This is a genomic window from Nocardia sp. NPDC127606, assembly GCF_042671725.1.
GTDB lineage: Bacteria > Actinomycetota > Actinomycetes > Mycobacteriales > Mycobacteriaceae > Nocardia.
Genome location: NZ_JBHXWQ010000001.1, coordinates 1978253 through 2004196, shown reverse-complemented (window position 1 = coordinate 2004196; position 25944 = coordinate 1978253). Strand labels below are relative to the sequence as shown.

Below are 25944 nucleotides of genomic sequence, written 5' to 3'. Positions count from 1 at the left end.
CGTTGCAGTCGCGGCATGGTTGCCGAAAGTGAATTCTCATCGGCCGTAATAGCGGCGCGTCACATACCAAATGCCTTGTTTCCAGCTATTCAGGGAATGTCCAGTATGTCTCGCGGCGTCAAATAGTCTCACTATTTGGTCAAGCCCCAAAAATTGGTGGCAAACGAATTGGTATATCCGCCGCTCGACACGCGTGGCATCGGGATGTCCACCATCGAACCCGGGGCGCTGGTTGGCTCTCGGAATTCCGGATGAGTGTCGAATGTCGACGTGACCGCAATCGGCAGATTCGGTCAATCGATCAGTTCGACTGAATTGTTTGCAGAATTTGCCTATCACGCTGGGGATGTGCAGTATCGAGGCCGGAGATCGCACTGGTGGCGACCAGTCCGCATCGCGAGCGGCAGTGCTCCGTCTGCGATGCCACCGCTTCGACCTGCAGTGCTATCGGAATACTAGTTTCGCCTGGAATGTCCGGATTGGCGATTGATCTGAATTGAATTGTTACTATGGTGTTCCCTGTAAATCGTATGCCGGTTGTTTGCTGTCAGGCTAGTGTCGGGGAGATGTTTCGGGTAGCAACCGGCTGGGTACCGCACCTCGCGGGACGTCGGATCGGTGTCTGCCGGATCCGTATCGTTCCTGGAAACAGCAAGGGGAATATGGATGGCTGCTCGGCAGTAAATGGACCCGCATTCGGCGGTTGTAGTACACGTTATTACGTGGGGTAGGAAAGCGCGCGGATCTCTGTACTCGGAGTCCGTGCTAGGTCGATAGCCATGCGAGGGGTCGGGTAATCATGGAGTCTGTCGAGAGCTGTGCCGGTAATCAGGATCTTATTCCGCTTTCCTCCGCGCAATATGGCATGTGGTTCGCGGACAGCGCGCATAGTGGACCGGCGACCAATATCGCGCAGTACGTCGAGATCGAGGGGCGGATCGACGTCGCCCTGTTCAACAAGGCGGTGCACGAAGCGGCTGAAGAGACCGAATCGCTCATGGTGCGGGTGGTCGAGGTGGAAGGGCGTCCCTACCAGGTCGTCGACCGCGGCATCACGTTCAACGAACTCGTGCTCGACTTCGGCACGCACAGCGATCCGATGGGTGCGGCGCTGGATTGGATGCGCCACGACTACACCAGGCCGGTCGACATCACGCGAGATCAACTCGCCGTCACGCGGCTGATCAGAATCGGCGACGACCTGCACCTGTGGTATGCGCGCGCCCACCATCTCGTGATCGACGGCTATGGCGCGTTCAGCGTGTTGTGCCGGGTCGCCGAGCACTACAACGCGCTGTCGGAAGGCAGGCCGCCCGCTCGACTGGTGGCCGCTCACCTGCGCGAAATCGCTGCGGGGGAACAGGCCTATCGGGAGGGCTCGAGGTTCGAGGCCGATCGACAGTACTGGCTGGACAAGGTCGCCGATCTGCCCGCGCCCGCCGGTCTGTCCGGTCGGTCGGCACGCGCGGGAACCGTGGACGAGGTTGCGGCGCGAGAACTTCCGGCGCAGCTGTGTGCACTGCTCGATCGTCGTTCGGCCGAGCTCGACGCGTCGGCCGCGCAGGTCGTCGTCGCGGCGTTCGCGGCCTTCTTCACGCGGATGACCGGTGCCGACGAGGTGGTGCTCTCGGTCCCGATGAGCGCCAGGGTCACCGTGAAGCTGCGCAACGCCGCGGCGATGCTGGCCAATATGGTGCCGATCCGCTTCGCGATCGATGACGCGACCACCGTGGAGCAACTGGTCAAGGCATCGATCAGCGAGCTGGTCTCCGCGCTGCGTCATCAGCGCTACCGCTTCGAGGATCTGCGTCGCGAATCCGACTCGATCGACAACTCCGCCAACACTTTCGGACCCGTCGTCAATATCTTGTTCTTCGACTCCGAGATCCGTCTCGGCGACGCCGTCGGGCGCTACCACGCGCTCACCTCGGGCGCACTCGAGGATCTGCAGATCAACCTCTATCGGACCGGCCCCGAGGCGCCGCTGCTGATCGAGCTGCACGGCAACGACAACCTCTACAGTCAGCGCGATATCGACGCGCACGCCGACCGATTCATCGATTTCCTGCACCGATTCATCGAGGCCGACGCCGGCGAGCGGGTGGTGGAACTGCCGCTGGTGTCCGCCGCGCAGGAGCTCTCGATCATCGGCGAGTCGGCCGGTGCCGAGGGTATCGCCCCGGGCGAGACGCTGGTGGATTCGCTGTCGCGACAGGCTCATTCGACCCCGCTCGCGGAAGCGGTCACTGCCGGGGACAAGACGATCACGTATCGGGACCTCGATGAGCGTTCCACCCGGCTCGCCCGGCGTTTGATCGCCCGTGGTGCGGGTCCGGGCACGCTGGTCGCCATCGCGCTGCCGCGTGGCACCCAGCTGATCGTCGCGATGCTCGCCGTCCTGAAATCCGGTGCCGCGTATCTTCCGCTGGATATCACCCATCCGCAGGAGCGGCTGGAATACGTGGTCGGCCAAGCGGATCCGGCAGTCGTCATCGTCGAAGAGACCGGACTGTCGGAAGGTCGCGGCCAGACTCTGGTGCTCGGGCAGGACGACGACCTCGACGGTGCCGCGGACCCGATCAGCGATGACGAGCGCACCGCGCCACTGCGACCTGACGACGCCGCCTACGTCATCTTCACCTCCGGTTCCACGGGGCGGCCGAAGGGCGTGGTGATCAGCCACCGCTCGGTCGTCACCTACTTGGCGAATGCGTGTGCCGCCCTGGATATTCGGGCCGACGATGTGTGGACATGGCTGCACTCGGTGGCCTTCGACTACTCGATCTGGGAAGTTTTCGGGCCGCTGGTCACCGGCGGCCGCGTCGTGGTCGCCGATGCGACGACCACGCGCGCGCCCGATGAGCTGGTTCGCCTGACCGCCCGTGAACACGTCACCGTGTTCAGTCGGACTCCGTCGGCGTTCTATCAATTCGCCGCAGCTCAGCGGCGCTACCTCGCGGCGGGTGCGCCCGACGGTGCGCTGGGGTTGCGGCTGGTCGTGCTGTCGGGCGAAGGTCTGGATCCGGCGGCGTTGGCGCCCTGGTACGTGGACAACCCGGACGGGCCGGTGGTCGTCAACAGCTACGGCATCACCGAGACCACCGTCTTCGTCACCCACACCGACATGAGCGCCGAACTGGCGGTACCCGGCGCGCCCAGTGTGATCGGCGCGGCGCTCCCCGGCCTTCGCGCCTATGTGCTGGATCGGCGCCTGCGACCGGCGCCGGCGGGCGCGTGGGGGGAAATCTATGTAGCGGGAACACAATTGGCTCGCGGCTATCTCGGGCAGGCGGCATTGAGTTCGGGTCGATTCGTCGCCGACCCATGGGGTGCGCCAGGGGAGCGGATGTACCGCAGCGGGGACGTGGCCCGCCGCGATCACCACGGCGCTCTCGAATACCGCGGGCGTGCGGATCAGCAGGTACAGCTGCGCGGGTTCCGTATCGAGCTCGACGAGGTCCGTGCCGCGCTGCTGGCCCATCCGGCGGTGGCCGCGGCCGCGGTGGTGGTGCATCGAGCAGGCACCGACACGGCGCGTCTGGTGGGGTACGTCGTACCGGCAGGCGCCGACTGCGATGTCGACGCCGTTGTCGCGCAGGCGAGTTCGTCGCTGCCGGACTACATGATCCCCAACGTCGTGCTGGTCGTCGACGAACTGCCGCTGACGGTCAACGGCAAGCTCGATCTGCGTGCATTGCCCGAACCGGCCGCCGGGAGCACCGCGAGCCATGTCGCGCCGCGCTCCGATGCCGAACAAGTCGTCGCGCACGTCTTCGCTGAGGTGCTCGGGGTGGACCGGGTCGGCGCGTTCGACAATTTCTTCGACGTGGGCGGCAACTCGCTCACCGCGGCGGGAGCAGTCGCGCGGGTCGCCGATGCCACCGAATGCGCACTGTCGGTGCGTGATCTGTTCGGCAATCCGACGGTGGCAGGCTTCGCCGCGTGCGTGGGCCGGGCACGGCGCCGGGTGCGGCCCACGCTGACACCGATCGCGCGCGACGGCCTGTTGCCGCTGGCTCCCGCGCAACATCGGATGTGGTTGATCAACCGCGTCGACCCGGAGTCCGCCGCCTACAACATTCCGCTGGTCCTGCGGCTGACCGGGCGACTCGACCCCGCCGCACTGCGCATGGCGCTGGGCGACGTCCTCGATCGCCATGAGGCGCTGCGAACGCGCTACCCCGCCCGTGACGGCCACGGTATGCAGGAGGTTCTGTCGGCCGAGGCGGCTCTGGCCGACTTCGACTGCGTCCCGGAACGACTCGGGCAAGACCGGCTTGCCGGCCGGATTCGCGAGCTGACGGCCGATGGCTTCGATGTCTGCGCCCGCCCGCCGTTGCGCGCGGACTTGCTCACGATCGGCCCCGATACGCATGTGCTGGTGCTCGTCCTGCACCACATCTGCTGTGACGGTACCTCGTTGGCGCCGCTCGCAGCCGACTTCGCCGCCGCGTACGCGGCCCGGTCGCAGGCGACAGCGCCTGATCAGGTCCCACCTCGGGTGCAGTACGCCGACTACGCCGACTGGCACCGTCGCCTGCTCGGCGACGAATCGGATCCGGACTCGCTCGCCGCTGACCAGCTGCGTTACTGGACAACCCAATTGGCCGATGCGCCCGTAGTGCTCGAGCTGCCGGCCGACCGACCGCGGCCTGCTCGCCGTTCGATGCGCGGCGAGGCCGTCACCACGCAGCTCCCCGCCCGGACCTACGCCGAGATCGAGCGACTGGCCCGCGCCGCGGACGTCACCCCGTTCATGGTGGTCCACGCCGCACTCGCGGTTCTGCTGGCCCGGCTGTCGGGAACCGGCGACATCGTGATCGGCGCCCCGCTGGCCGGACGCGGCGAGCCGGATCTTGCTCCGCTGGTGGGAATGTTCGTCAACACCGTGGCGCTGCGTACGCCGATTCGCGGCGAGGAGTCGTTCACCGCCCTGCTCGAACGCGTGAAGGACGTCGACATCGATGCCTTCGCGCACGGCGAGCTGCCCTTTGACCGGGTCGTGGAAGAGCTCGATCCGCGGCGCTCGGCGGCCTACGCGCCCGTATGCCAGGTGTATCTGGCCTTCGACAACACCGAACTGCCCCGCCTGGCCCTGCCCGACCTCACGGTGGACGTTGTCGATCCCGGCTCCGAACCCGCGAAGGTAGACCTCGTTGTCACCGTGGGTGCGAACGCCGCGGGAACCGGCGACGTCGCGGTGCGGATGAACTACGCGAGCGACCTGTTCGACCCCGCCACCGTCGAGCAGATGGCCGCACGGCTGGGCCGAATCCTGGACGCGGTGGTGGCGAACCCCTCTGTGCCGGTAGGCGATGTGGAACTGCTGTCCGCCACCGAACGCGCCGTGCTGTATCCGGTTCGGGGCGCCGACGCGGTACCCGGCGTGGCGCTGTCGGATCTGCTGGCCCGAGGTGTCGCGATCTCGCCGGAGGGTCCGGCTGTCGTGTCCGGGGCACAGTGCCTGGACTTCGCGGAGCTGGACGTGTTGTCGAACCGGTTCGCCCGACGCCTGCTCGACGAAGGAGCCCGACCCGGTGCGGTGGTGGCGATGGTCCTGCCGCGCTCGGTCGATTTCGTGGTCGCGGTATGGGCCGTCGCCAAAACCGGTGCCGCCCTGGTGCTGATCGACCCGCGCAACCCGCGGGATCGGGTCGCCTCGATGCTCGCCGACAGCGCGCCCCGGGTGGTCTTGACCAGCGCCGAAGTCGAGGGCGCTGCGCCCGATGGGCCGTGGACATTGCTGGTGGTCGCGGACCCGGTCTCGCGCAGCATCACCGCCGGGTACCCGTCCGCGCCGGTGACCGACGCCGACCGTGGCAGGCCCGTGTACGCCGGCGACGTGGCGTATGTGATCTATACCTCCGGAACGACAGGCGTTCCGAAGGGTGTCGAGGTCACCAACCAGGGGCTGGCGAACTTCGCCGCCGAACAACAGGACCGCTACGGCGTCGAGCCCACCGTGCGGGTCCTGCAGGCCGCCGGTCCGGGATTCGACGCGGTGATGCTGGAGGTCCTGCTCGCCCACCCCGGTGGCGCGGCGCTGATCGTGTCCCCGCCCGATGTCTACGCGGGCACGGAACTGGCGGAACTCATTCGGGCACAAGGGGTTACCCATGCCTTCCTGACGCCGACCGTCCTCGCCTCGATGTCGCCGGAGAACCTCGAGTGCCTGCGAGTGCTGGTCTCCGGTGGCGAAGCCCTCACGGCCGAGCTCGGCGCCGCCTGGGCGCCGGGGCGTCGGCTGTTCAACGGCTACGGACCCACCGAGACCACGATCATGGTCGCGATCAGCGACCCGATCCCCGCGCACGGCCCGATCACCATCGGCGGGCCGATTCGCGGGATCTGCGCGCAGGTCCTCGACTCCCGGCTGCGGCCGGTGCCGGTCGGTACGGCGGGCGAACTCTACATCGGCGGTGTGCAATTGGCGCGCGGCTACCTCGGCCGACCCACGGTGACCGCGGCCAGTTTCGTCGCCGATCCCGGTGGTGCGGGCACCCGGATGTACCGCACGGGCGACCTCGTCCGGTGGACCTCGGAGCAGACCATCGAATACCTGGGCCGCGCCGATCACCAGGTGAAGATCCGCGGGCAGCGCACCGAACTGGGGGAGATCGAGGCCGTACTCGCCCAGGATCCCGCGGTGACCCACGCCGTCGTCGTGATCGACGGCAGCACGGGAGCCGACCGGCTCGTCGGCTACCTGGTCGGCGCGGACGTGGACGCGGAGCGGGTGCGCGCCGCCGCGCGCGACCGGCTTCCGGCGCACATGGTGCCCGATGTGTGCATGGTGCTCGACCGATTCCCGCTGACCGCCAGCGGCAAACTCGATCGCGCCGTGCTGCCCGAGCCGGTGTTCGCGCAGACCGCCCAGAACATCGCACCGCGCACGCCCACCGAACAACTCGTCGCCGGTGTCTACCGCGATGTGCTCGGTGCAGCGCAGGTGAGCGCGCTCGACAATTTCTTCGATCTGGGCGGCAACTCACTCACCGCGACCAAGGTCGCGGCGCGCCTGTCCGATGTGTTCGGCACCGACATCGCGGTGCGGGCCCTGTTCGAGACTCCGACCGTCGACGCGCTCGCCCGCGAGCTGGACTCGGCCGGTGGACAGGCTGATCGGGGATCAGTCCATCGTCGGCTGGTGCCACAGCAGCGTCCGGATCGGATTCCGCTCTCGCCCGCGCAGACCAGGATGTGGTTCCTGAACCAGTTCGATACCTCGGCGGCGGTCTACAACGTGCCTGTCGTCGTGCGGATCTCCGGCCCGCTCGACGTCGACACTCTTCGGTCGGCACTGGCCGACGTTATCACCAGGCACGAGACGCTGCGCACCCGCTACCCGGACAGTGACAGCGGACCGTGGCAGCAGATCCTGCCCCTGGAATCGGCACCGCAGCTTCAGTGCCGCGAGGTCACCGAGGCCGAGCTCGCCGAACAGATCGCGCGTGAAACCGCCCTCGGCTTCGATGTGAGCACCGAGGTCCCGTTCCGGATCACGTTGCTGCGCACCACCACCGTGGAATGGACTGTGGTGCTCACCGTGCACCACATCGCCATCGACGGATCCTCGCTCGCGCCGCTGGCCACCGACCTGGCCGTGGCCTACCGGGCGCGAATGGCGGGCGAAGCGCCTGCCTTTGCGCCCCTGCCGGTCCAGTACGCCGACTACACGCTGTGGCAGCGGCGAAGCCTCGGCATGCAGGAAGACCCGACCAGTGTGACCGCGGGCCAGATCCGGTACTGGATCGCGGCGCTGGCCGACCTGCCGCAGATGCTGGACCTGCCGACCGACCGACCGCGTCCCGCGCGGCAGTCCTACCGCGGGGCGACCATGTCGGCCACGATTCCCGCCGACCTGCACGCCGACATCATCGCCCTCGCACGGCGCCACGACTCGACGCTGTTCATGGTGACCCATGCGGCGTTCGCGGTCTTGCTGGCAAGGCTGTCGGGCACCGGCGACATCGCAGTCGGCACCCCGGTCGCCGGGCGCGGCGAGCCCGCCCTCGACCCGCTGATCGGCATGTTCGTCAACACGCTGGTATTGCGCGTCCAGGTCGATCCCGCGGCCCCCTTCACGGAGATACTCGAGCGCGCCCGCGAATGCGATCTCGGTGCGTTCGACAATGCCGCGATCCCGTTCGAACAGCTGGTGGAGGTCCTCAATCCGCCGCGCAGCACCGCGCACGAGCCATTGACCCAGGTCGGTTTCTCGTTCCAGAACATCGATATCCCGACCCTGCGCCTGGGCGGGCTCACGGTGTCGGCCGACCTCGTCGAACCGGGTGTCGCCAAGTACGACCTGCATCTCACCCTGGTCGACACGGTCGATGCGCACGGTGCTCCCGGCGACATGCAGGTCGAATTCGGGTATGCGACCGACCTTTTCGATGAAGCCACGATCGCGCCGATCTTCGAGCGGTTCGTCGCCATCCTGCGCGGTGTCGTCGCCGATCCCGGTGTGCCCGTGGGCGATCTGCCGCTGCTCAGCCCGCGTGAACTCGACGAACTGGCGCTGCGCGAGTCCGGCCCCGACGCCCCCTTCGGCGGCGCGACGATCGCGGATCTGTTCGCGAAGCAGGTCGCGGCGACATCGGAACACCCTGCGGTGATCGATGGCGAGAGCGGGGACGTGCTCACCTACGCTGCGTTCGGCGCCGAGGTGAACGCGCTGGCACGAGGGCTGATCGGCCGCGGTATCGGCCCGGGATGCGTGGTGGCCGTGGCCGTGCACCGCTCGGTCGAGCTGCTCACCACGCTCTACGCCATCCACGCGGCAGGCGCCGCCTACCTCCCGCTGGATCCCGACCACCCCGTCGACCGGCTGCGCACGGTCCTCGCTACCGCGCGACCCGACGGGGTGCTGATCGGCGACGACATCGACCTGCCGACCCAGGCGCCGATCTGGCGTCTGTCGGATCTCACCTCGCCCGCGACCGGCACCGCGCCGGTCACCGATGCCGATCGGATCAGGCCGCTGCGCCCGGAGGATCTGGCGTACGTAATCTTCACCTCCGGGTCGACCGGCGTCCCCAAGGGCGTCGCACTCACCCACGAGGCAATCGTCAACCAACTCCGTTGGCTCACCGAGCATTACGGGATCGGCACCGGCGACGTGCTGCTCCTGCGCACGCCCGCGACCTTCGACCTGTCGGTGTGGGAATTGTTCACCGCACCCACCGCCGGTGCCGCGCTGGTCGTGGCCGGGCGCGACGATCACACCGACCCCACCGCCGTCGCACGGCTGATCGCTTGTCATGGCGTGACCGTGGTCGATTTCGTTCCCTCGCTCCTGTCTGCGTTGCTCGACATCGCCACCCCGGACGATCTCGCCGCCGTCCGCCAGGTGCTGTGCATCGGTGAGGCGTTGGACTCCGCGACCGTTCGCCGGTTCCGCGAGGTCAGTGAAGCACGCATCGACAACCTGTACGGCCCGACGGAAGCGGCCGTCAGCGTCACCGCCTACGAGATCGGCGAGCTCGACGGACCCGTCGTCTCGATCGGCACGCCCGAGGCGAATGTCGTCACACATGTGCTCGACGCACGGTTGCGGCCCGTCCCCGACGGCGTTACGGGCGAGTTGTATCTCGGCGGAATCCAGCTCGCGCGTGGCTACCATGCTCGCGGGGACCTGACGTCGACCGCGTTCGTGGCCGATCCGTTCGGCTCGACGCCGGGGGCACGGCTCTACCGCACCGGCGACCTGGTCCGCTGGGACACGGCAGGCCGACTGCGGTACGTCGGCCGCCGTGATTCCCAGGTGAAGATTCGCGGCCTGCGCGTCGAACTCGGTGACATCGAAGCCGCGCTCCTCGCCCACGATCGCATCGATGCCGCGGTCGTACGGGTCCATACGGTCGCCGAAGGTCAGATCCTGGTGGCTTACGCCGTGAGCGACGAGACGATCGACCCCGACTCGCTGCGGACGTACCTGCTGGAGCGCCTGCCCGCGTACATGGTGCCCGTCCAGGTGATTCGGATCGATACGATCCCGCTCACGCCCAACGGCAAGATCGACTACCGCGCCCTCCCGGCCCCCGACACCCGCGCCACCACGACCCGATACCGCGCTCCCAGCGGGATCGCCGAGGAAACCATCGCCGGCGTGATCGGTGAACTGGTGCAGACCCCCTGGGTCGGCGCCGACGAGAACTTCTTCACTCTCGGTGGCAATTCGCTGCTGGCGACCCGCGTGCTCAGCCGCGTCGGCGAAGTCCTCGGCGTGACGATTCCCGTGCGCGCCATCTTCGAAGCGCCGACCGTGGCGGAACTGGCGCGGTGGGTCGAACTTCAGCGCGCCGACGGCGATGTCGCGGGACCGGTGGCGAAGCCGCGGCCAGAGCGCATCCCGCTCTCGCCCGCCCAGAGCCGGATGTGGCTGCTCAACCAGCTGGACCCCGAGTCGGCGAGTTACGTGGTGCCACTGTCGATCCGCCTCGACGGTGAACTCGATATCGACGCCATGACGGCCGCGCTGCGCGATGTCATCGAACGGCACGAGATCTTGCGCACCACCTATCCGGCCCACGACGGCACCCCCGCGCAGGTCGTCCTGACCGCCGATGACGTCGTCGCGTCCTGCGATCTCGCGGTGCACCCGGTCTCCGCCGATGAACTGCTCCCACGGCTGGCCGAGTTCTTCGGCACCGGCTTCGATGTTTCGGCGGGTGCCCCGCTGCGAGTGGCGTTGTTCCGGCTCACCGAAACCGCACACGCACTTGCCCTGTCGGTGCATCACATCAATTGCGACGGCTACTCGGTGGCGCCGCTGGCCGCCGACATCATCGAGGCCTACAGGGCACGCCGGGTCGGTGCCGCACCCGAATGGGCGCCGCTACCAGTGCAATTCGCTGATTACGCCCTGTGGCAGCGCGAGCTGCTCGCCGCACCGGACTCCGCGCCGGGCCGCGACCTGCTGTACTGGCGTACGCAACTCGCGGGGATCCCGGATGTGCTCGCGCTGCCCACCGACCGCCCGCGCCCGCTCGAGCAGTCCCACCGCGGCGCGACCGTCCACACCGCGGTGCCGTCCCGGGTGGCCGAAGCCGTGGCGTCCTTGGCGCGACGCAGCGGCGTGACCCCGTTCATGGTGGCGCACACCGCCCTTGCCGTTCTGCTCGCGCAGTTGTCGAGCAGCGACGACATCGCCATCGGCATCCCGTACGCGGGTCGCGGCGACCGAGCCCTCGATCGCCTCGTCGGCATGTTCGTCAACACGCTGGTCCTGCGCACCCGTGTCCGCCCAGACCAGCGGTTCGCCGACCTGATCGAATCGACCAGGCGCACCGACATCGAAGCGTTCGATCATGCCGCCGTCCCGTTCGAACAGCTGGTGGAAGTGCTGAATCCGGCGCGCTCGACGGCACATTCGCCGCTGTTCCAGGTGATGCTCGCCTACCAGAACATGGCGCCCGCCCAGCTGGAGGTACCGGGGCTCGAGGTCGGCGGCATCGATGTCGGCGCCGACGCGGCGATCTGCGATCTGCTGCTCATGATCACCGAGGACCGGGGGCCGCACAACGAGATCGCGGGCATGAATCTGCGCCTGACCTACGCCACCGACCTGTTCGACGACGCCACCGCGCGCCGGTTCACCGAACAGTTCGTGCGCGTCCTGGACGCGGTCACCACCGACGAGCGGGTCATCGCCGGGGAGATCGACCTCGCCGACGAAACGACCCGCGATCGGCTGCTGCGCCCGCACGACGCACCACTGGTGAGCGCGAGCCGCACGCTGGCCGATGCCTTCGACGAGCAGGTAGCACGCACCCCGGGCGCTGTCGCTGTCCGAGTCCCCGGCGGCCGTGCCCTCACCTACCGCGAGTTCGACGACACCGTGAACCGCCTCGCCCGCCACCTCATCGATCTCGGCGCGGGCCCTGAAACGACCGTGGCCGTGGCGATTCACCGCTCGATCGACCTGATCACCGCCGTCTACGCCGTCGTGAAGTCCGGTGCCGCCTTCGTTCCGCTCGACCCGGACCGCTCCACCGCCCGGCTGGCAGACGTCCTGTCGGTCGCCCGGCCACTGCTGCTCGTCACAACGTCCGGTGACGAGAGCTCCCTGCCCGACGGCATCGAGCGTGTGCGCCTCGACGAGCTGGACCTGAGCGCGCACCCCGGCGGCCCGGTCGGCGACGACGAACGTCGCGCACCGCTGCGCGCCGACAACACCGCGTACGTGCTGTTCACCTCCGGCGCGACCGGCGCACCGAAGGGCGTCGCGCTGACCCATGCCGCCACCGCTCACCAGTTGGCGTGGGCGCAACGCGAATTCCCGCACGACGCGTCGGATGTGGTGCTGCACAAGACCCCGATCACCTTCGACATCGCGGTGTGGGAGTTGTTCTGGCCGTTGCAGACCGGCGCGCAGATCGTCGTCGCCGAACCCGGCCGCCACCGCGATCCCGCCTACCTGGTCGAGATCATCGCAGATGAGCAGGTCAGCACCGTGCACTTCGTCCCGTCGATGCTCGAGGTATTGCTCGAGCACACCGGCACGACGCTGCTGCCGTCGGTCCGCTGTGTGTTCGCGGCAGGTGAGACGCTGGCCCAGCGCACCGCCGTACGTGCCAGGCAGACCTTCGACCGGGCCGAGGTCGTCAACTGGTACGGCCCCGCCGAGGCAGAGGTCGTGACGGCATACCGCTGCACGACGGGTTCGCTGGCACGGCACGCGGTCCCGATCGGTTACCCGGTCACCGGAATGTCTGCGTACGTGCTGAACGCCAGGCTCCGGCCCGTACCAGTCGGCGTTGTGGGCGACCTGTACGTCTCGGGCGTCCAGCTCGCTCGCGGCTACCACCGCAGGCCGGACCTCACCTGCGGTCGGTTCGTCGGCCATCCGTTCGGCGGGCCCGGGGACCGCCTCTACCGCACCGGCGATCTCGTTCGCTGGTCATGGTCCGGTGATCTGGAGTATGTGGGCCGCAGTGACTTCCAGGTGAAATTTCACGGCCAACGGGTCGAGCCCGCGGATATCGAGGCCGCGCTGCGCTCGATCGAGGAGATCTCCGGAGCAGTCGCGATTGTTTCCGCTGACCGGATCACGGCGTATGTGTCGCCGATACCGGGTGCGACCCTCATCGAGTCGAAGGTCCGCAAACATCTCACCCGACTGCTTCCGTCCTACCTTGTGCCGACAAGAATTCAGGTGCTCGACACCATGCCGCTCAGCTCCAACGGCAAGGTGGACAGGTCGGCCCTGTCGCACGTGACCTTCGACGATGCGGACGGGTTCATCGCCTCCGACGCGGACAACGCCGCGACGCGGGCGAAGATGCTGGCCGAGTTCGTCGCCCGCACAGACCGTGAGGCGGTGCTGGCGAAGATCGTCGCCGAGATCGTCGGTGCCGATCAGGTCAGTGTCGGTGCCGACCTCTTCGAGCTCGGGGTGAACTCGCTGTCGGCAGCTCAGGTAGCGGCCCGAGCTGAGGCCGCGCTGCACGTGCGCGTCGGTGTCCGCGATGTCTTCGAAGCGCCAACCGTTGCTGAGCTGGCCGAACGAATCGCGATGCGCGACGAACACGCATCGGTGCCGCTGGTCCGTCGCCGACAGCGGTCCGAAATCCCCTTGGCGGCCGCCCAGCGGCGTATCTGGATCCTCAATCAGCTCCACCCCGAGTCCGGCGCGTACAACATCGGTTTCGCGGCCAGGCTGAGCGGACCGCTCGATGTGGCGGCGCTGCGCGCCGCGATGGTGGATGTGGTCACCCGGCACGAGACCCTTCGCACGACCTATCCCGCAGTGGGCGGACAACCGCATCAGCTCGTCCACGACAGCACGGTCGGCGCCGTCGACCTCGAGCTGGCCGATGTCGACGATTCGACGGCGCTGACAGACCGGCTGCGCGATGCGGTCGAGTCGGGCTTCGACGTTGCCACGAACACGCCGGTCCGCGTTCGTCTGTACCGCACGGGCGCCGACGACCACGTATTGGTCCTGGTGGTGCACCACATCGCCGCTGACGGCGCGTCGATGGCGCCGCTTGCCCGAGATGTGTTCGCCGCCTACCGGTCTCGCCGCACCGGCTCGGCGCCGCTGTGGCCGCCGTTGCCTGTCGACTACGCCGACTACGCGGTCTGGCAGCGCGAGCTGCTCGGTGCCGAGGACGACCCCACTTCGCTGGCAGGGCGTCAGATCGCCTACTGGCAGCGGATTCTCGCCGACGCACCTGAACTGCTGGCCCTGCCGACCGACAGCCCACGGCCCGCGGTGCTGTCGATGGATGGTGGCAGCGTCGCCTTCACGATCGAGCCGGGTCTTCACGATGCCGTCGTCGCACTCGCGCACGGCGAAGGTGCCACGGTGTTCATGGTTCTGCACGCCGCCCTGGCGATTCTGCTCTCGCGCACCGCGCACAGCGACGACATCTCGATCGGCACCCCCGTCAGCGGTCGTGGCCGCCCCGAACTCGACGATCTGGTCGGCATGTTCGTCAACACGGTGGTCCTGCGCACCCGTGTCGCCGAGCAACTGTCGTTCCGTGAATTCTTGGCCGACCTGCGTGGCGCGGATCTGGAAGCGCTGGCTCACGCGGACGTACCGTTCGAGCGTCTGGTCGAGATACTGGACCGGGCAGGGTCGACCGCGTATTCACCGCTCTATCAGGTGATGCTGGGCTTCCGAAATGCCGACCCCACTCGGTTCGAACTCGACGATATCGGCATCGAGGTACTCGATCCCGGTGTTGCACAGGCCAAGACCGACCTCATGGTGCTGCTGAACGAACGCGCCGATGGAGCGGGTATCGACGGTGTGATCGTCTACGCCACCGACCTGTTCACCGGGGCCACGGCGGCGCGGTTCGCCGACCGCCTGCTGAGGATTCTCGAAACGATCACCACGCGGCCGGACACCATGGTCGGGGCCATCGACTTGCTGCGCCCCGAGGAGAGCGCACACCTGCTCCCTGCCGGGCGCGAGACCGTCGAGGTGCCGAAAACGCTGCCCGCGCTGCTCGCCGCCGCTGCCGTCGACCCGATGGCGACCGCGCTGATCGGTACCGACGAAACCCTGACCTATGGCCAACTCGACCAGCGATCCGAGCGGCTCGCCGTGCTGCTGGCACGGGCAGGTGCGGCACCGGGAACCTATGTCGCCCTGGCCGTCCCGCGGTCGGTGGCCTACCACGTGGTGCTGTGGGCGATCGCGAAAACCGGCGCCGCGTTCGTGCCGATGGATCTGCGATACCCCGCGGACCGGCTGGCGCACATGGCCCAGGACTCCGGCGTCACGCTCGGCGTGACTCTGGACGCGGCGCGCTCGTCACTGCCGGACACGGTCGACTGGCTGTGCCTCGACGACGACCGAGTGATCGCCGAACTGTCCACCGCACCAACGGATCACACCTTCCAAGCGGCACGCCTCGACGATGTCGCCTACCTGGTGTACACCTCCGGCTCGACGGGCAAGCCGAAGGGCGTGGTCGTCACGCACGCGGGGTTGTCGGCGTTCGCGCGCGAGAAGCACCAGCACTATCAGGTGGATCGAGAATCGCGGGTCCTGCAGGTCGCCGCGCCCGCGTTCGACGCGGTGATGATGGAATCGCTGATGGCCTACGCGGCGGGCGCTGCCCTTGTCGTCTCGCCCGCCGAGGTGTTCGCTGGTGTGGAACTGACCGAACTGATTCGCACGCACCGGGTTTCGCACGCGTTCCTGACACCCAGCGTGCTGGCGACCTTGCGGCCGGAGGGGCTCGATACGCTGCGGATGCTCACCATCGGTGGCGAGGCGCTCTCCGCCGAACTCGTCGCGGCCTGGGCGCCGGGCCGTCGCTTTCACAATGTGTACGGGCCGACCGAGACAACGATCGCGGTGTGCGTCAGCGCCGCATTGCAGCCCGGTGATCCGATCACCATCGGCACCCCGATCCGCGGGGTGTGGGCCGTCGTGCTCGACAGCCGGCTGCGGCCGGTACCGGTCGGTGTCGTCGGAGAGCTGTACTTGGCGGGCAACGCGCTGGCCCGCGGCTACCTGAATCGGCCGGGGGCGAGCGCGGGTGCGTTCGTGGCCGATCCGTTCGGTGCACCGGGCACCCGGATGTACCGCACCGGTGACCTGGTGCGCTGGAGCGCCGAGCACACCATCGAATACGTGGGCCGCGCCGACTTCCAGGTCAAGATCCGTGGTCAGCGGGTGGAACTCGGCGAGATCGACGCGGCACTGGTCGCCTGCCCGAACGTCGCCTCGGCGGTCACGGTGAGCAGGCGTGGCCAGGCCGGGCAACCGACGTTGGTCGGCTACCTGGTGGCCGCCGAGGGGCGAACGATCGACACGGCCGCGATCCGCGACCAGATCTCGGGCGCACTGCCCGACCACATGGTGCCCGCTGTGCTCATGGTGCTCGACGAGATGCCGGTCTCGTCGACGGGCAAGGTGAATCGGCGCGCACTGCCCGAACCCGCTGCCGAAGTGCCGGATTCGGCCGTGGCCGCCGCGGCGAGCGAGTTGGAGGCGACCATCGCGGGGATCTTCGCCGAGGTGCTCGGTGTGGCCTCGGTGGGTGCGGACGAGTCGTTCTTCGCGCGCGGCGGTGACTCGATCATGTCGATCCAACTGGCGTCGCGATTGAAGACCGCGGGCGTGGTCGTGACGGCACGGGACATCTTCGAGCACCGGACCGTTCGTGGGCTGGCCGCCGTGGCCGGGGGCGCCGGACGGGTGCGTCTCGAGGAACTGCCCGGCGGTGGCATCGGCGAGGTGACGCGGACGCCGATCGTGTCCTGGTACCTCGACCGTCCCACCGGCGACCGGTTCGCGCAGTCGCTGCTGGTCGAGCTGCCCGGCGACGCGCGCTCGGCCGACGTGATCGCGACGGTCCAAGCGGTGCTGGATCGGCACGACATGCTGCGTGCACGCATGAGTGTCGCGCACCTCGAAGTCTTGGCGCCCGGAGCGATCGACGCCGAGCGGCTGGTGTCGGTGCGTGCGTTCGGTGCCGAGAGTGCCCCTGGCAGTGCGGGTTTCACGTCGTTGGTCGAGGAGGCCCTCGAAGAGGCTTCGGCCGCGCTGAACCCGGTGGATGCCGTCATGATGCAGGTCATCTGCCTGCTGCCCGAGCCCGGCGTGGCGTCGCGGGGGCGCGCGCTGATCGTGATCCACCACCTGGTGGTCGACGGTGTCTCCTGGCGCATCCTGATCCCCGACTTCGTCGCCGCGTGGCAGCAGGTCGGTGCGGGTCGAGCGGTCGAACTGCCCGAGGTCGGTACATCGATGCGCCGGTGGGCCGAGGCCGTGTCCGCTGCCGCCGACAGCCGTGCCGACGAGCTGGCGCTGTGGCAACGGATGGGGTCACGACCTGAACCGCTGCTCGGGCGCGCACCCCTCGACCCGGCGGTCGACGTGCACGCCACGGTCGAGCGGCTGACGCTGACGCTGCCTGTCGAGCTGACCACCGCCCTGATGGGTGCGGTGCCCCGCGCCGCGCATGCCACCACCGACGATGCCCTGCTCGCGGGTCTCGTTCTCGCACTGGGGCGTTGGCACGCACAGCGCGGTGTCGACCACTCCGGTGCGCGCATCCTGCTCGAGAGCCATGGGCGCGAAGAGCAACTCGCCCCCGGCGCCGACCTGTCCCGTACCGTCGGCTGGTTCACCAGCGCCTACCCGGTGGACCTCGACATCGACGGCACCGATCCACGTGCCGCGGTGAAGGCGGTCAAGGAACAGCTGCGAGCCGTGCCCGACAAGGGCATCGGCTACGGCATGCTGCGATACCTGAACCCGGCGACCGCCGATCGGTTGGCCTCGCTGCCCGCACCACAGATCAGTTTCAACAACCTCGGCCGGGCGGGCGTCGACATCTCGGCCCTGTCCGGGCTCGCCTGGATTCCCGCCGACGAGGAATTCGACCACCAGGGCTCCTTCGATCCGGACATGCCCGCGTCCGCCGCGCTGACCCTCGACATCAGCATCGTCGACACCCCCGACGGGCTGACGCTCGCCGTGCAGATCGGTTATGCCGCACGGCTTCTCGATCGCGATGACGTCGATGAACTCCTCGACGAGTGGACGGCGGCCCTCGGTCAGATCGTGGAAGCGTCGGCACGAGAGGAAGATTGGGGACTGTCCCCGTCCGACACCCCGTTGGTCGCGCTGACCCAACAGGACCTGGACGCCTTCACCGAACGCTACGGACCGATCGAGGCCGTCTGGTCGATGGCGCCGTTGCAGGCAGGGCTGCTGTTCCATGCCGAGCTCGCCGCGGGCGACCTCGACGTGTACACCGCCCAGTCGGCGATGACGCTCACCGGGCCGGTCGACGAGGCCCGGCTGCGGCACGCCGCGGCGGAGCTGCTGCATCGGCATCCGAACCTGCGGGCGGCGTTCACCCGGACGATCGAGGGTGTTGTCGCGCAGGTCGTTCCGGTGGAATCCACCGTGCACTGGCGCCGCATCGAGGCATCCGAGACAGCACTGCCGCAGATCCTGACGGCCGAACGCGAAACGGCTTTCGACCCGGCCGATCCGCCGCTGGTGCGATTCGTCCTCGTCGCCGTCGCACCCACCGAATTCCGGCTGATCCTGACCGCGCACCACCTGCTGCTCGACGGCTGGTCACTACCGTTGCTGCTGCGCGACCTGGTCGGGCTGTACGCGGCAGGCGCGGACGCCGCCCTGCTGCCTCCCGCGCCGTCCTACGGCGACTACCTGGCCTGGCTGGACCGGCGCGACACCACCGCCGGTGTCGAGATCTGGCGCGACACCATGGCGGGCTTCACCGAACCCACCTTGATCGCCGAGACCGTCGGCGAGGCCACCGTCGAGGTGCCGACCGACCTGAACATCGATCTCGACGACGACATCACCACCGCCCTCACCGAACTCGCCCGCACCTCGGGCGCCACGATGTCGACGATCGTGCAATTCGCGTGGGCGACAGTGCTGGCCAACCAGCTGGGCCGCGAGCGGATCGTGTTCGGCGAGACCGTCTCCGGCCGGCCGGCCGAGGTGCCGGACGTCGAGTCGATGATCGGGCTGTTCATCAACACGCTGCCGGTGCCGGTCCTCGTGCGCGGTGACCGGACCATCGTGGCGGCGCTGGAACAGTTGCAGGCGAACAAGACCCGGCTGCTCGACCACCACCACGTCGAACTGTCCGGCATCATGGCCGCGCTCGGCGGCGGACAGCTGTTCGACACCCTGGTGGCATTCGAGTCCTACCCGGTCGACAGCAGCGGACTCGGTGACGCCGATATCGACGGAGTGCGGGTCACGGAGGTGGTCGGCACCGATGCCGCGCACTACCCGATCACCGTGCAGGCCCACCACACCGACACCTTGCACCTCCGCCTTCGGTATCAGGCGGCTCGCGTCGACACCGTGACCGCCGCCGGGCTCGCCGACCGCGTCGAGCGGGTCCTGCGTGCCGTCGCCGCCGACCCGACCGGGCGCGTCGGCGATATCGACCTGCTGTCGGCCGCGGAGCGTGCGGCACTCGTCCCGGCCAGGGGCGCGGAACAGGTGGCCCCCGAACCGTTGACCGACCTGTTGCGCCACGGCGTGGCCCGACACCCCGACGGTGTGGCGGTGCTGTCCGGGACCGAGACGGTGAGCTTCACCGAGCTGGATGCCCGGGCACATCGGCTGGCGCAGTGGCTGGTCGAGCACGGTGTCGACACGGGGGACACCGTCGGGGTGGTCATGCCGCGGTCGATCCCGTTGATCACCACGATCTGGGCGCTCGCCGAGATCGGTGCCGCGTGTGCGCTACTCGACCCACGCAACCCGCGAGAGCGGCTCGCGGTCATGCTGTCCGACTGTGCCGCCCGCGTCGTGCTGACCGTCGTGCAGGTGAGTGATGGAGTGCCGGAAGGGGAGTGGGCACGCCTGGTCGTCGACGATCCGGCGGCCGAGCGCGAGATCGCGAGCCGACCCTCGCGCGCGGTGCAACGGACCGTCCGCGACACCGACCTGGCCTATGTCATCTACACCTCCGGAACCACCGGCACCCCCAAGGGCGTCGCGGTGACCCAGGCGGGAATGGCGAACTTCGCCGCCGAGCAACGGGATCGGTACCAGGTCAGCCCGGATTCCCGGGTGCTGCAGTGTGCCGCACCCGGATTCGACGCCGTCATGCTCGAAGTCCTGATGGCGCATCCACACGGTGCGACGCTGGTCATCGCGCCGCCCGACACCTACGCGGGCACGGAGCTGGCCGGGCTCATCCGCGACAACGCGGTCACCCACGCCTTCCTCACCCCGACCGTGCTGGCGACCATGTCACCCGACGGGCTGGACTGCCTCAGGGTTCTGGTCGCCGGCGGCGAGGCCGTGCCCGCCGAACTCGCCGCGCTCTGGGCGCCCCGACGTCGCTTGTTCAACGGCTACGGACCCACCGAGACGACGATCATGGTCGCCATCAGCGATCCCCTCGCACCGCCCGAACCGATTACCCTGGGTGGTCCGATTCGCGGAACATCCGCGGTGGTGCTGGACTCGCACCTGCGGCCCGTGCCGATCGGGGTGACCGGCGAACTGTATGTCAGCGGCATCCAGCTCGCCCGCGGATACCTCGGCCGTCCTGGCGCCACCGCCGCCACCTTCCTCGCCAACCCCTACGATCCGGGCACCCGGATGTACCGCACCGGCGACCGAGTCCGCTGGACCGCCGACCACACCCTCGACTACGTCGGCCGTACCGACCATCAGGTCAAGATCCGTGGCCAGCGGATCGAACTCGGCGAGATCGAGGCCGTTCTCGCCGAACATCGATCGGTCACCCATGCGGTAGCGGTTCTGCGCACCGACGACAACGGCACGGACCGGCTCGTGGGCTACCTCATCGGCGACACGATCGACCCCGAGCACGTGCGGGCATCGGCACGCCGCCGGCTACCGGCCCACATGGTTCCCGACATCTGCGTTGTGCTGGAACAGCTTCCGCTGACCACCACCGGAAAACTCGACCGCGGCGCACTGCCGCTGCCGAGTTTCGCCGCTGCCGGATATCTGGCGCCGAGCGACCCGACCGAGCGCCTCGTCGCCGACATCTGCGCCGAAGTGCTGGACCTGCCCCGAGTCGGCATGCGCGACAACTTCTTCGACCTCGGCGGCAATTCGCTGACCGCGACGAGGCTGACCGCTCGCCTGAGCTCCGCGCTGGGCATCCGGGTGGCGGTGCGCGACCTGTTCGAGTACCCGCGGATGGCCGACCTCGCCGCTCGGCTCACCGGCCGCGACCGGGTTGAACGCCCGGCACTGACCCGGCGACCCGACACCGGCCCGATCCCGCTCTCGCCGGCCCAGCAACGGATGTGGTTCCTCAACCAACTCGACGCCTCGGTCGGCGCCTATAACGTGCCGCTGGTGATCCGGCTGACCGGCGAGTTGGAAATCCCCGCGTTGCGGACAGCCTGCGCGATGGTGATCGGTCGCCACGAATCGTTGCGCACGAAATTCCCGGTGATCGACGGTATACCGTGGCAGGTGATCGTCGACGCCGACGAGGTCGTGCCCGACCTGATCCCGATCGCGATCGAGGAATCGGTGCTGCCGAAGGCCGCAGCGGCGGTGCTGTCGAGGAGTTTCCAGTTCTCCGAGGCACCGCCGGTGCGGGCCGAACTGTTCGATCTCGGCCCGGATGATCACGTGCTGGTGATCGCCGTGCACCACATCTGTGCGGACGGGCTCTCGATGATCCCGTTGGCCCGCGACGTCGCGGCCGCCTATCTCGCGGTGATCACCGCGAGCGTGCCCTCGTGGCCGCCGCTCACGGTCCAGTATCCGGATTACGCGCTGTGGCAACACGATCTGCTCGGCGACGAGCACGATCCGGAGTCGCTGCTGTCACGTCAGCTGGACTACTGGCGCGCTACCCTCACCGGGCTGCCCGAACTCCTCGAACTGCCGACCGACATGCCGCGTCCGCCGGTCGCGTCGATGCGCGGCCGGACCATCGACTTCGATATCGAGGCACCGCTGCAGGAGCGGATCGCCGCGGTCGCGCGGGCCGCGGGCGCGACGCCGTTCATGGTGGCTCACGCCGCGCTGGCTGTCCTGCTGGCACGGCTGGCGAACACCCGCGACATCGCGGTCGGTACACCGGTCTCCGGGCGCGGGGAACGTGAACTCGACGACCTGATCGGCATGTTCGTCAACACTGTCGTCCTGCGAACCGAGGTCCCTGCCGATCAGCCGTTCGACGCGCTCCTGGCCGACGTCCGAGCAGCCGACCTGGCGGCCCTCGCACACGCGGAGGTCTCTTTCGAGCAGGTCGTCGAGGCGCTCAATCCGCCGCGTTCGACCGCGCATCTGCCGCTGTACCAGGTGACGATCGACTACCAGAATCTCGATGAGGTGGTGCTCGAACTACCGGGGATCTCGGTGGAGCCGGTCGAGGACTTTGTCGATCAGGCGCAGTCGGATCTCAATGTGAAGCTGGTCGAGCGGTTCGCCGCCGACGGTCACCCGCTGGGTACGCTCGGCCGATTGACCTACGCCACAGATCTTTTCGTCGAAGAGTCGATGGAGCGGTTCGCGCAGTGGTATCTGCGCATCCTGGAGGCGGTGACCGCGGATCCGCGGGCGATCATCGGTGACATCGAGTTCATGCAACCGCGGCAGCGCTACGAGGTTCTCGACGCGGCAGGCGTGGCGGGCGCGCACGTTCCCGAGGAAACGATCGGCGGATTGTTCGCACGGCGCGTGGCCGTGGCCCCGGATTCGGTCGCGGTGACCGATGGGACGACGGTCCTGACCTACGCGGAACTGGATCGGCGCGCGAAGTCTGTTGCCGCCCGACTGATCGCCTCCGGTGCGGGCCCCGAAACACTGGTCGCCGTCGCGTTGCCGCGCTCGGCCGAGTTGGCGGTCGGGCTGCTGGCCGTGGTCATGTCGGGTGCGGGTTATCTGCCCGTGGATGTGGCGTACCCGGCAGAGCGGCTCCGGTTCGTGCTCGACGACGCACGGCCGGTAGCGATGCTGACCACATCGGCGATGGCGTCGCAGACACCCGAATTCGCCGGTCCGACAGTCCTTGTGGATGACGGCAACGTCGTCGACAGTGCGCAGAAACTTGCCGCGCTGCCGGACAACGTCGCCTACATGATCTACACCTCGGGCTCCACGGGTCGGCCGAAGGGTGTCGCGGTCACCCACCGCGATGTGGTCACCCTGCTCACCCACACCGCGGAGAAGTTCGACGTCGGGCCCGACGACGTCTGGACGCTGTTCCATTCCTACGCGTTCGATTTCGCGGTCTGGGAGATGTGGGGCGCCCTGCTCTCGGGCGGTCGCCTGGTGGTCGTCGACTACGACACCACGCGCACGCCCGACGCTTTCGTCGAGCTCGTGGCGCGCGAGCAGGTCACCGTGCTCAGCCAAACGCCGTCGGCGTTCTACGGATTCGTCGACGCGGAGCGCCGCTACCGGGGCGCGGGCGGCGCCGACCTCGCCTTGCGCTACATCGTGTTCGGCGGCGAAGCGCTCGACCCGTCCCGGCTGACCGGCTGGTTCCTCGCCCACCCGGCGGGCACGCCGACACTGGTCAACATGTACGGCATCACCGAGACGACCGTGCATGTCAGCTACGCCGAGGTCGATCAGGCGGGCGGCGGGATCGGGCGCGCCCTGCCCGGCTTGACGGTATACGTGCTCGACGAGCGCTTGCGGCCGGTGCCGGTCGGCGTCACCGGTGACCTCTATGTCGGCGGCGGCCAGCTCTCGCGCGGCTACCACGGGGCGGGCGCGCTCACGTCGGGCCGGTTCGTGGCCGATCCGTTCGGCGCGCCGGGTAGCCGCCTGTACCGGACCGGTGATGTCGGGCGGTGGCGTCGCGGCGGGCACGGACTGGAATTGGACTACCGCGGGCGCGCTGACGCGCAGATCCAATTGCGTGGTTTCCGTATCGAATTGGGTGAGGTGGAAGCGGCGCTGCTCCGTCATCCCGGTGTCGCCCAGGCGGCAGCCGCGGTGCATCGCCACGCCAAGGACGTCGACCAGTTGATCGGCTACGTCGTCCCCGCCGACGGGCACGAACTCGACCCGGCGCGGGTCCGTGACACCGCCGCCGACTTGCTCACCGGTTACATGGTGCCCTCGGCCGTCGTGGTGCTCTCGGCACTGCCGGTGACGGTCAACGGCAAGCTCGACCGAAAAGCCTTGCCCGCACCCGACTTCGACCGCGTCGAGGACGAATACGACGCGCCGCGATCACCGTCCGAGATCGCGATCGCCGAAGTCTTCGCACGCACCCTGAACGTGGCCAGGGTCGGTGCCGGTGCCGGCTTCTTCGATCTGGGCGGCAACTCACTGCTCGCGACCATGGCGGTGGCCGAACTGCAGGGCCGCGGCGTGCACCTCGAACTGCCGTGGATGTTCGACGACGCGACGCCGCGGGCGCTGGCCCGCAGGGTCGACGAAGCCGAGGGCGGTTCGGGTATGCAGGTGCTGCTGCCCTTGCGGCCCGCGGGCGATGCGACCCCGCTGTTCGCGATCCACCCGGCGGGCGGGCTGGCCTGGTTCTACGGCGGACTCGTCGGACATCTGCGCGGCGATCGGCCGGTGTTCGGCCTGCAGGACCCACACGTCGTCGCCGCCGAGCCCCCGGCCACGTCGATCGACGAGCTGGCGCACCGCTACGTCGACGAGATCCGCCGGACCCAGCCGAGCGGTCCGTACCACCTGCTCGGCTGGTCGCTGGGCGGCCAGATCGCCCACGCGGTGGCGACACAGTTGCAGGAGCAGGGCGAACAGGTCGCGCTGCTGGCCATGATGGACAGCGCGGTCGGTGCCCCACCGATCGCTCCCGATACCGAATCCGCGCCCGGGGAGCTGATGGCCGATCTGCTCGGTGGCTGGCGGGAACTGTTCGACCTCGCCGACACCGTCACCGCGAGCACCACCGAGCAGGCGTGGCAGGTGGTCCGCGATCAGATCACCGGCACCGGCCTGTTCAGCGCCGACCATGTCGACCGGGTGATGGAGAGTTTCTCCACCGCGGGCGAACTCGCCGACGACTACCACCCCCGGACCTTCGACGGCGACCTGATCTTCTTCACCGCAGGCAAGGACCGTGACGACACCGAGGCCGTCGCGCAGACATGGCAACCGCACGTCACCGGCCGTATCCACAACACTGTTCTCGACGCTCGCCATCTCGAGCTGACCCACCCGTCCGCGCTGGCCGTGATCGGCCCGATCCTCGAAGGATTCATGAACTGATGACGACACAGCAGCAACTGCGCCTCGACGACGGCCGCACCGTCACCTGCACCAGCCCCGCCGAAGCGCGCATGCTCTGGAACGAGATGATCGCCGACGGGTACTACCGTCAGGCCGCCGCCACCCTGCGGCCCGGTGACCTCGCGGTCGACATCGGCGCCAATATCGGACTGAGCGCGATGATGTTCGCCGAAACGCGCCCCGGAGTCCGCGTGATCGCCGCCGAACCCGCTCCCGCCACCTTCGACTGCCTGCATCGCAATATGGAGGCCCACGTGCCCGGCGGTGTTGCCCTCGAGGTCGCGGTGGGCGCCGCACCCGGTGTGCTGCCGTTCACCTGGTACCCCCGCGCCACAGCGAACTCGAGTCTGTACGCCGATCGTGACGCCGACGACGACGCGACGAAGGCCTTCCTGCGCAACAGCGGCCTGCCCGACGACGCGATCAGCCTCATCACCCGCGGCCTACACGACGGTGAGCAGATCGAAGTCGAGGTCACGACGGTGTCGGCGATCCTTGCGCAGGAGGATCCGGTCGCCGAGATCGGCGTGCTGAAGATCGACGTCGAGCGCGCCGAATTCGATGTCCTGCTCGGCATCACCGACTCCGACTGGTCCCGGATCCGTGCCGTCGTCGCCGAGGTGCACGACCGCGACGGCCGCCTCGCCGAATTCTGCGAGGTCCTCAACCGCCACGGACTCACCCCGCGCACCAGGCAGGACCCGTCGCTGGCAGGCACCGAACTGCACGAGGTGTATGCCGTGCGGACCTGA

General features: G+C 68.5%; 2 protein-coding genes. Both read left to right on the top strand.

The genetic code is table 11. The annotated features are described in order from the left end of the window. Positions 1-799 precede the first annotated feature (799 nt). Positions 800-25171 (top strand): non-ribosomal peptide synthase/polyketide synthase, encoded by a 24372-nt coding sequence (locus ACFVJ5_RS09265; RefSeq protein WP_379219363.1) that lies wholly within the window; start codon positions 800-802, stop codon positions 25169-25171. Continuing rightward, complete coding sequence (locus ACFVJ5_RS09260) at positions 25171-25944, top strand: FkbM family methyltransferase (RefSeq protein ID WP_379219362.1); 774 nt, start codon at positions 25171-25173, stop codon at positions 25942-25944. The genes ACFVJ5_RS09265 and ACFVJ5_RS09260 overlap by 1 nt, the downstream gene beginning before the upstream one ends.